This is a genomic window from Actinacidiphila sp. bgisy167 (assembly GCF_965342175.1).
In the GTDB taxonomy this organism is placed as follows: domain Bacteria; phylum Actinomycetota; class Actinomycetes; order Streptomycetales; family Streptomycetaceae; genus Actinacidiphila.
The window spans coordinates 1-10,113 of sequence record NZ_CBDRBL010000133.1; the positions used below are offsets into that span (position 1 = coordinate 1).

Consider the following 10,113-nt stretch of genomic DNA (forward strand, 5'->3'; position numbering starts at 1 on the left):
CCTGCACAGCATGACGCACACGCCCCCCTCGCCCCGTACCGCAGCAGGCCCCGTCCCGCCGTCCGCAGCGCCGGACCTGGACGGACGCACCGCTCTTGTCACCGGCGCCGCCGGCGGCATCGGCCGCGCGTGCGTTCTGCGTCTGGCCGCCGCGGGCGCCGCGGTGCGGGCCGCCGACCGGGACGTCGAGGGCCTGGCGGAGCTCGCGGAGCAGGCCGCGGCGGGCGGCGGCCGCGGCGCCGTCGAGACCGTGGTCCTGGACCTGACCGACCTCGAGGCTGCCGAGCGGGCCGCCGAGGGCACCGACATCCTGGTCAACAACGCCGGGCTGCAACTCGTCCGCCCCATCGAGGACTTCCCTCCGGATGTCTTCGCCACGGTGCTGAGGGTGATGCTGGAGGCTCCCTTCCGGCTGATCCGGGGGGCGCTGCCGCACATGTACCGGCAGGGCTGGGGCCGGATCGTGAACATCTCCTCCGTCCACGGACTGCGGGCCTCGGCCTACAAGAGCGCCTACGTCTCGGCCAAGCACGGGCTGGAGGGACTCTCCAAGACCGCCGCTCTGGAGGGCGCGGCGCGCGGCGTCACCTCGAACTGCATCAGCCCGGGCTATGTGCGCACCCCGCTCGTCGAGCGGCAGATCGCCGACCAGGCGGCGGCCCACGGGATCGAACCCGAGCGGGTCGTCGCCGAGGTCATGCTCGCCGACTCCGCAGTGAAGCGCCTCCTCGAGCCGGAGGAGGTCGCCGAGCTCACCGCCTATCTCTGCACACCGCACGCGTCTTTCATCACCGGTGCCTCGCTGACCATGGACGGCGGATGGACGGCACACTGATCTGTCGGTATCCCTGACAGCGTGCCGCGCGACCCGTACGAAGCCCACAAAGCCCCGGACCGACCCCCGCACCACAAGGCCCCCGACAACCACGGCGGAACCATGGCTCCCCACAGCCCCTGCGACGCTCCCTTCCTGCGGCTCCTCGCCCGCGGGGCAGCGGCCGAGGAGTACGAGCGGCCGGTCCTTGCGGCCAGGGCGGAGGGCGCGACGCCCGCCGTGCTCGAGGAGATGGAGCAGGCCAAGCTGCTGGCCCTGCGGGTGCGGGCGGAACTGGAGGGCCGCCGACGGCGCGAGGCCGAGCTGTCGGCGCTCTTCGAGACGGCCGGCGACCTCGCGGGGCTGCGCGACCTGGACTCGGTGCTGCAGGCCATCGTTCAGCGGGCCAGGTCCCTGCTCGGCACGGACGTGGCGTATCTCAGCCTGATCGACCGCAAGGCAGGCGACACCTACATGCGCGTCACCGAGGGGTCCGTCTCCGCCGAGTTCCAGAGAGTGCGGCTCGGGATGGGGGAGGGGCTCGGAGGCCTGGTCGCGCAGACCGCTCTGCCCTATGTCACCGAGTCCTACTTCGACGACGAGCGCTTCCGGCACACCCATCCGATCGACTCGGCCGTGCGCGACGAGGGACTGGTGGCCATCCTCGGCGTGCCGCTCGTGCTCGGCACAGGCGTCATCGGGGTGCTCTACGCGGCGGACCGCAGGGCCCGCGTCTTCGAACGCGGGCAGATCGCCCTGCTGGCCTCGCTGGCCTCGCTCGCCGCCGTCGCCATCGACACGGCGAACCTGCTCGACGAGACCCGTTCCGCGCTCGCCGACCTCGGCGCGGCCAACGAGACCATCCGCAACCACAGCGCCGTGCTGGAACGGGCCTCCGAGGTGCACGACCGGCTCACCGAACTCGTCCTGCGCGGCGGCGGCGTGGACGACGTGGCGGACGCCGTCGCCGAAGTGCTCTCGGGGACGGTACGGGTCGTCGGCACCGACCGCGACCCCGTCCCCGACGCGCTCGCCGGCGCCGTCGCCCGCTCGCGCAAGGACGGCCACGCCGTACGGCAGGGCGAGACCTGGACGGCCGCCGTCACGGCGGGCGGCGAACTGCTGGGCGCCCTCGTGCTGCACGGCCACCCCGAACTCGACCCCGTGGACCAGCGCACGCTGGAGCGGGCCGCCATGGTCACCTCCCTGCTGCTGCTCGCCCGGCGCACCGCGGCGGAGGCAGAACAGCGTTTTCGCGGTGAGCTCCTGGACGACCTGCTCGACGCCCCGCACCGCGACCCCGCGCTGTTGCGGGAACGCGCGGGACGGCTCCGCGCCGACCTCGACGCCCCGCACGTCGTGCTCGCCGCGCGCGTCGACGAGGAGCACGCCGGAGCCGCCGCCGACCGGCAGCGGCTGTGGTCGGCCGCCTCCCACCTCGCCGCCACCCGCCGGGGCCTGGCCGCCGCCCGTGACGGCGGCACGGTGCTGCTGCTCCCCCTGGAACCGGGCTCCGACGCCTCCGCCACCGCCCGCCGCATCGCCCAGCAGCTGGGCACGGCCGTGCAGGCAGCCGTCACCGTCGGAGCCTCCGGCCCCGTCCACGCGCCGGCCGGCCGTCCCGGCTCCGTCGCCCTGGCCTACGCGGAGGCGCAGCGCTGCGGTGACACCCTGCGCGCCCTCGGCCGCGCGGGGGAGGGCGCCGCGGGCGACGACTTCGGCTTCCTCGGTCTGCTGCTGACCGACTCGCGCGACGTCGACGGCTTTGTACATCGCACGATCGGCGCCGTCGCCGACTACGACAGCCGCCGGGGCACCGACCTCGTGCGCACCCTCGACGCGTACTTCGCCAGCGGGATGAGCCCCGTGCGCACCAAGGACGCCCTGCACGTGCACGTCAACACCGTCGCGCAGCGCCTGGAGCGGATATCCCACCTCCTCGGCGCCGACTGGCAGTCGCCGGACCGCGCGCTGGAGATCCAGCTGGCCTTGCGTCTGCACCGGCTCGCGGCCGGCCCGGAGGGTCCGCGGGCCCCCGCGGGTCAGGACGGGCTGTCGCCCGCGACGAGCTCCACCTCAAAGCCGTCGCCGTTCTCCAGGTAGGCGGCGTAGTGCGCCTCGCCGCCCGCGTACGGATGGAGCTCGGGGAACATCAGTGTCCAGCCGTGCCGGGGCGAGACCGCCACCAGGGCGTCCAGTTCCGCCCGGCCTGCGACATGGAACGCGAGGTGGTTCAGCCCCGGCCTGCGGCGTTCGTGCGGCCCCCCGACGAGATCCGGTGACCGCTCGACGACGACATAGGTCGGCCCCAGACGCCAACTGCGGCCCGCCTCCCACCGCTGGTACGGGGCGTAGCCGAGCCTGCCCAGCAGCCAGCCCCACTCGGCGTCCGCGCGCTCCACGTCAGGCACCCACAGCTCGACATGGTGCAGCTCCCCCGTCCTGTGCGTCACGTCACTCATGATCACGACAGTAGACCCCGCCACTGACATCCGCGGCGGGGTCTGCGTGCCGGGAGCGGGCGGTGGCCGCCGCGGGTCAGCCCGCGTTGACCGATCGGGCCGGCGGGGCGTCCTTCGTGCTCCCGGCCTCGACGGCGTCGAGGTCCCGGCCGCGGGTCTCCTGGGCCATGCCGACGGCGACCAGCGTGAGCAGGGACGCGGCGATGACGTACAGCGCGATGGGGGTCGAGCTGCCGTAGGACGCGAGCATCGCGGTCGCGATGAGCGGCGCCGGGGCGCCGGCGGCGACCGAGGCGAACTGGGCGCCGATCGAGGCGCCGGAGTACCGCATCCGGGTCGCGAACATCTCGGAGAAGAAGGCCGCCTGCGGCGCGTACATGGCGCCGTGCAGCACCAGTCCGCCCGTCACGGCCAGCAGCACGGCCGGGAAGCTCTTCGTGTCGATCAGAGCGAAGAAGGGGAAGGCCCACAGGCCCACGCCCGCCGCTCCCAGCAGGTACACGGGCCTGCGTCCGACGCGGTCGGAGAGCGCGCCCCAGGCGGGGATGACGGCGAAGTGCACCGCCGAGGCGATGAGCACGGCGTTCAGCGCGGTCTGCTTGCTCAGGTCCGCTTGCTCGACGGCGTAGACGAGGACGAAGGCGGTGATGACGTAGTAGCTGATGTTCTCCGCCATGCGGGCGCCCATCGCCACCAGGACGTCCCGCCAGTGGTCGCGGAGCACCGCCAGCAGCGGCAGCCGCTCGATCGTGGACTCCTCGGCCTCGCGGGCCTGCGCCCTGGCGAGCGCCGCCTTGAAGACGGGGGACTCGTCGACCGACAGCCGGATCCACAGCCCCACGATCACCAGCACGCCCGACAGCAGGAAGGGCACGCGCCAGCCCCACGAGGTGAAGGCGGCGTCCGAGAGCAGGGCGGTCAGCGCCGACAGGACGCCCGTGGCGAGCAGCTGGCCGGCCGGCGCCCCCGTCTGCGGCCACGACGCCCAGAATCCGCGGCGCCGTGCGTCACCGTGCTCCGAGACGAGCAGCACCGCGCCGCCCCACTCACCGCCGAGCGCGAAGCCCTGCACCAGGCGGAGCAGGGTGAGCAGCACCGGAGCGGCGACCCCGATGGCGGCGTACGTCGGCAGCAGGCCGATGCAAAACGTCGTGCCGCCCATGAGCAGCAGGCTCAGCACGAGCAGCCGCTTGCGGCCGAGGCGGTCCCCGAAGTGACCGAACACGAGGGCGCCCACCGGCCGGGCGGCGAAGCCGACCGCGTAGGTCAGGAACGACAGCAGGGTGCCGACCAGCGGGTCCTGCTCGGGGAAGAACAGCTTGTTGAAGACGAGCGCCGCGGCGGATCCGTAGACGAAGAAGTCGTACCACTCGATGGTGGTGCCTATGAGGCTCGCCGCGACGATTCTGCGGAGCGAGCCGGGTGCGGTGGGCGCGGGTGCCGGGGTTGCCATGGTCACCACTTCCGGGCGGGGGACGGGACGTTTCCGTGTCGCCACACCGTAGGAACGGCCCCGTCACGCTCACATGTGGTGGCACACCACAGTTGTCCGCCCCGGTATGCGGGCGGCCACCATGACGGTTTGCGCGGGCCGCGAGACCGGGGACCAGCCGGGCCGGCGAGGCCGGACCCATCGGTTTGAGGGGCCGGACCCGCCTGGAAAGACGGGGTGGCGGGCCGCCCGCGGGAGGGTCCATTCGAGTGGTCGCCGTTCACGAGATATCTTGATGTCGAGCAATGTTGCAGACGTGGAGCGGAGCACCGGTGACTGACTCGACCATCATCTATACGCACACCGACGAGGCGCCGGCGCTGGCGACGTACTCGTTCCTGCCCGTGATCCAGGCGTACGCGTCCACGGCCGGAGTCGCCGTGGAGACCCGTGACATCTCCCTGGCCGGGCGCATCATCGCGAACTTCCCCGAGTACCTGGAGGAGAGCCGGCGCATCCCCGACGCCCTCGCCGAGCTCGGCGCGCTCGCCAAGACCCCCGCCGCCAACATCATCAAGCTGCCGAACATCTCGGCCTCGATCCCGCAGCTGAAGGCCGCCATCGCCGAGCTGCAGGCGCAGGGCTACGCGCTGCCGGACTACCCGGACGACCCCAAGTCCGACGAGGACAAGGACGTCCGCGCCCGCTACGACAAGATCAAGGGCAGCGCCGTCAACCCCGTCCTGCGCGAGGGCAACTCCGACCGCCGTGCCCCCGCGTCGGTCAAGAACTACGCCAAGGCGCACCCGCACCGCATGGGCGCCTGGTCGGCCGACTCCAAGACGAACGTCGCGCACATGACCTCCGACGACTTCCGTTCCACCGAGAAGTCCGCCGTCATCGCCGAGGACGGCGCCCTGCGCATCGAGCTGGTCGGTGACGACGGCACCACCACCGTGCTGCGCGAGTCCGTGCCGGTGCTCGCGGGCGAGGTCGTGGACGCCTCCGTGATGCGCGTCGCCGTGCTGCGCGAGTTCCTCGGCGAGCAGGTCGCGCGTGCCAAGGCCGAGGGCGTCCTGTTCTCGGTGCACCTGAAGGCCACGATGATGAAGGTCTCCGACCCGATCATCTTCGGTCACGTCGTCCGCGCCTTCTTCCCCAAGACCTTCGCCCAGTACGGCGAGACCTTCGCGGCGGCCGGCCTCACCCCGAACGACGGCCTCGGCGGCATCCTCAAGGGCGTCGAGGCCCTGGCCGACGGCGCGGCGATCAAGGCCTCCTTCGAGGCCGAGCTGGCCGAGGGCCCCGCCCTGGCCATGGTCGACTCCGACCGGGGCATCACCAACCTGCACGTCCCGAGCGACGTCATCGTGGACGCCTCCATGCCGGCCATGATCCGCACCTCCGGCCACATGTGGGGCCCGGACGGCCAGGAGGCCGACACCCTCGCGGTGCTCCCCGACAGCAGCTACGCCGGCATCTACCAGGCCGTCATCGACGACTGCCGTGCGCACGGCGCGTTCGACCCGGCGACGATGGGCTCGGTGCCCAACGTCGGCCTCATGGCGCAGAAGGCCGAGGAGTACGGCAGCCACGACAAGACCTTCGAGATCCAGCACACCGGCACCGTCCGCCTGGTCGACCAGAACGGCGACGTCGTGCTGGAGCAGGCCGTCTCCGCGGGCGACATCTTCCGCGCCTGCCAGACCAAGGACGCCCCGATCAGGGACTGGGTCAAGCTCGCCGTCTCCCGCGCCCGCGCGACCGGTGACCCGGCGGTGTTCTGGCTGGACGCGGAGCGCGCCCACGACGCGAACCTGATCGCCAAGGTCGAGCAGTACCTGCCGGAGCACGACACCGAGGGCCTGCAGATCGAGATCAAGTCGCCGGTCGAGGCGACGAAGTTCTCCCTGGAGCGCATCCGCCGCGGCGAGAACACGATCTCCGTCACCGGCAACGTGCTGCGCGACTACCTGACCGACCTCTTCCCGATCCTGGAGCTGGGCACCAGCGCCAAGATGCTGTCGGTCGTCCCGCTGATGAACGGCGGCGGCCTCTTCGAGACCGGCGCCGGCGGCTCCGCGCCCAAGCACGTGCAGCAGCTGGTCAAGGAGAACTACCTGCGCTGGGACAGCCTCGGCGAGTTCCTGGCCCTCGCGGTCAGCTTCGAGCACCTGGCGACCACCACGGGCAACGCCCGCGCCCAGGTGCTGGCCGACACCCTCGACCGCGCCACGGGCACCTTCCTCAACGAGGACAAGTCGCCCAGCCGCCGGCTCGGCGGCATCGACAACCGCGGCAGCCACTTCTACCTGGCCATGTACTGGGCCCAGGAGCTGGCCGGGCAGACGGACGACGCGGATCTGGCCAAGGCCTTCGGCCCGCTCGCCCAGACGCTGACCGAGAAGGAGCAGGCGATCGTCGACGAGCTGAACGCCGTGCAGGGCTCCCCGGCGGAGATCGGCGGCTACTACCAGCCGGACCCGGCCAAGGCCGCGGCCGTCATGCGCCCGTCCGCGACCTTCAACGAGGCGCTGGCGACGCTCGCCTGACGCGACACGCGTACGACGCGAGCGCGGCGCGCGAACTCAGGACGACGCGAACCGCCCCGGCTGGTGATCCAGCCGGGGCGGTCCCGTGTCCGGGGCGGCGCGTGCCCTACGCGAAGACGCCGTCCAGCCAGGCCTGCCAGCGCTCGCCGGACCGCTCGCCGTCCGCGCCCGGGGCGAAGTCGTGCACGCTGACGCCGACCGGGGCGCCCCAGTGGTTGCGGCCGAAGACGCGGTACATCGCGTCGCCGGTCCGCAGGCCGACGAAGTACCGGTCGCGGTAGTCGACCACGGCCTCCACCGCCCTGGCGCCGGGCAGTTCGACCCGTACTTCGGCGCCTTCGATGGCGTCGTCCGGCACCCCGAGGGCCCGGGCGACGACCTCGAGGGCGTCCGGCGCGGTCGACGCGGTGGGCCCGTTGACCGTGGCACCCCGGTGGGCGGTGTCCGCGCAGGTGACGCGACGGAACGCCAAGGGCCCCATCGCGTTACAGCGTGGTACTGCACCCCGTACCGCGCGGCTCCTAAGGTCAGCCGTCAAGCGGCCCGGAGTTCACCTCCGCGGCCCGCCCATTGCCGCGACGTCGGAGGGAAGACCGATGAGTCGAGTAGTGCGCGCCGCGCTCGTCCAGACGAAGTGGACCGGCGACAAGGAGTCGATGACCGACCTGCACGAGCGGTACGCCCGCGAGGCCGCCGGTCAGGGGGCGCAGGTGATCGGCTTCCAGGAGGTGTTCAACGCCCCGTACTTCTGCCAGGTGCAGGAGCCCGAGCACTACCGGTGGGCGGAGCCGGTGCCGGACGGCCCGACGATCGTGCGGATGCAGGCGCTCGCCAAGGAGCTGCGCATGGTGATGGTCGTCCCGGTCTACGAGGTCGAGCAGGCGGGCTTCTACTACAACACCGCCGCCGTGATCGACGCCGACGGCGGTTACCTGGGCAAGTACCGCAAGCACCACATCCCGCAGGTCAGGGGTTTCTGGGAGAAGTACTACTTCAAGCCCGGCAACCTGGGCTGGCCGGTTTTCGACACGGCCGTCGGCAAGGTCGGCGTCTACATCTGCTACGACCGCCACTTCCCCGAGGGCTGGCGCGCGCTCGGCCTCGCCGGCGCCGAGCTGGTCTACAACCCCTCCGCCACCTCGCGCGGGCTGTCGGCCTACCTGTGGCAGCTCGAGCAGCCGGCCGCGGCCGTCGCCAACGAGTACTTCGTCGCCGCCATCAACCGGGTCGGTCAGGAGGAGTACGGCGACAACGACTTCTACGGCACGTCCTACTTCGTGGACCCGCGCGGCCAGTTCGTGGGCGACGTCGCCTCCGACAAGGAGGGGGAACTGCTCGTGCGCGACCTGGACTTCGGGAAGATCGAGGAGGTCCGCCAGCAGTGGGCCTTCTACCGCGACCGCCGCCCCGACGCCTACGGCCCGCTGACCGAGGCGTGAGAAGAGGGAGGGAACCCGTGAGCCGAACCCTGATCCGCGGCGGCCTCGTCATCACCGCCGCCGAGGAGGTGCACGCCGACGTCCTCGTCGATGGCGAGCGGATCGTCGCGCTCGCCGCCGCAGGCAGCACCGTCGCGGAGAGCTGGACGGCCGACACCGTCATCGACGCGAGCGGGAAGTACGTCATCCCGGGCGGGGTGGACGCGCACACCCATATGGAGTTGCCCTTCGGTGGCACCTTCGCCTCGGACACCTTCGAGACCGGTACCCGGGCCGCCGCCTGGGGCGGGACGACGACGATCGTGGACTTCGCGGTGCAGTCGGTGGGCGATTCGCTACGCGCCGGTCTGGACGCCTGGCACGCCAAGGCCGAGGGCAACTGCGCCGTCGACTACGCGTTCCACATGATCGTGTCGGACGTCGACGAGAACAGCCTCAAGGAGATGGACCTCCTGGTCGAGGAGGGCGTCACCTCCTTCAAGCTGTTCATGGCCTACCCCGGTGTGTTCTACAGCGACGACGGCCGCATCCTGAGGGCGATGCAGCGTGGCGCCGGCAACGGCGGCCTGGTCATGATGCACGCGGAGAACGGCATCGCCATCGACGTGCTGGTCGAGCAGGCGCTGGCGGCGGGGAAGACCGATCCCCGCTATCACGGGGAGGTGCGGCGGGAGTTGCTTGAGGCCGAGGCGACCCACCGCGCGATCCGGCTGGCCGAGGTGGCCGGTGCGCCGCTCTACGTCGTCCACGTCTCCGCCGAGCAGGCGGTCGCGGAGCTGGCAGCGGCGCGCGACCGCGGGCTGAACGTGTTCGGTGAGACGTGTCCGCAGTATCTGTTCCTGTCGACGGACAACCTGGCGGAGCCGGACTTCGAGGGTGCCAAGTACGTCTGTTCGACGCCGTTGCGGCCGAGGGAGCATCAGGCGGCGCTGTGGAGGGGGTTGCGGACGAACGATCTGCAGGTGGTGTCGACGGATCACTGCCCGTTCTGCTTCGTGGGGCAGAAGGAGCTGGGGCGGGGTGACTTCTCGAAGATCCCCAATGGTCTGCCGGGGGTGGAGAACCGGATGGACCTGTTGCACCAGGCGGTGGTGGAGGGGCACATCAGCCGTCGCCGGTGGATCGAGATCGCGTGTGCGACGCCGGCGCGGATGTTCGGCCTGTACCCGCGCAAGGGCACGATCGCGCCGGGTGCGGACGCCGACATCGTGGTCTACGACCCGGACGCGGAGCAGGTCGTCTCCGCGGCCACGCACCACATGAACGTCGACTACTCGGCCTACGAGGGCAAACGGGTCACCGGACGGGTGGAGACCGTCCTGTCCCGCGGCACCGTCCTGGTCGACCAGGACCGATACCTGGGCCGGGCCGGCCACGGCCGCTACCAGCCCCGTGAGACCTGCCAGTACCTCGT

At 71.7% G+C, this 10,113-nt stretch carries 8 protein-coding genes; 5 read left to right on the forward strand and 3 right to left on the reverse strand.

Translation table 11 applies throughout. From position 1 onward, the window contains the following. Positions 1–10 precede the first annotated feature (10 nt). Both ACRWND_RS29470 and ACRWND_RS29475 read left to right on the forward strand, forming a co-directional pair. Positions 11–835, forward strand: coding sequence for a 3-hydroxybutyrate dehydrogenase (locus ACRWND_RS29470; RefSeq protein WP_431954818.1), 825 nt, complete (start codon positions 11–13; stop codon positions 833–835). 102 nt (positions 836–937) lie between these two features. Beyond that, the gene (locus ACRWND_RS29475) at positions 938–2,917 is read left to right on the forward strand and encodes a helix-turn-helix domain-containing protein (protein ID WP_431954804.1); all 1,980 of its coding nucleotides are present in this window, start codon (positions 938–940) and stop codon (positions 2,915–2,917) included. Here ACRWND_RS29475 and ACRWND_RS29480 read toward each other — a convergent pair. Together ACRWND_RS29480 and ACRWND_RS29485 are read right to left on the reverse strand one after the other, a co-directional pair. After that, a complete protein-coding gene (locus tag ACRWND_RS29480; RefSeq protein ID WP_431954806.1) occupies positions 2,857–3,276 on the reverse strand; it encodes a VOC family protein in 420 nt (139 codons plus the stop codon). The genes ACRWND_RS29475 and ACRWND_RS29480 overlap by 61 nt on opposite strands. A gap of 76 nt (positions 3,277–3,352) precedes the next feature. Continuing rightward, positions 3,353–4,729 carry an MFS transporter gene (locus tag ACRWND_RS29485; RefSeq protein WP_431954808.1) on the reverse strand — a complete coding sequence of 459 codons (1,377 nt, stop codon included), beginning with the start codon at positions 4,727–4,729 and terminating at the stop codon, positions 3,353–3,355. 311 nt (positions 4,730–5,040) lie between these two features. Here ACRWND_RS29485 and ACRWND_RS29490 point away from each other — a divergent pair, with 311 nt between their 5' ends. Then, positions 5,041–7,260 carry an NADP-dependent isocitrate dehydrogenase gene (locus tag ACRWND_RS29490; RefSeq protein WP_431954810.1) on the forward strand — a complete coding sequence of 740 codons (2,220 nt, stop codon included), beginning with the start codon at positions 5,041–5,043 and terminating at the stop codon, positions 7,258–7,260. Between the two features lie 106 nt (positions 7,261–7,366). Here ACRWND_RS29490 and ACRWND_RS29495 read toward each other — a convergent pair whose 3' ends face one another. After that, positions 7,367–7,732 carry a hypothetical protein gene (locus ACRWND_RS29495; RefSeq protein ID WP_431954812.1) on the reverse strand — a complete coding sequence of 122 codons (366 nt, stop codon included), beginning with the start codon at positions 7,730–7,732 and terminating at the stop codon, positions 7,367–7,369. A gap of 124 nt (positions 7,733–7,856) precedes the next feature. Here ACRWND_RS29495 and ACRWND_RS29500 point away from each other — a divergent pair, with 124 nt between their 5' ends. Both ACRWND_RS29500 and hydA read left to right on the forward strand, forming a co-directional pair. Beyond that, positions 7,857–8,699: a nitrilase-related carbon-nitrogen hydrolase gene (locus tag ACRWND_RS29500; protein WP_431954814.1), complete on the forward strand. Its 843-nt coding sequence runs from the start codon at positions 7,857–7,859 to the stop codon at positions 8,697–8,699. A gap of 17 nt (positions 8,700–8,716) precedes the next feature. Then, the coding region (gene hydA, locus ACRWND_RS29505) for a dihydropyrimidinase (protein ID WP_431954816.1) at positions 8,717–10,113 on the forward strand (1,397 nt) is incomplete at its 3' end.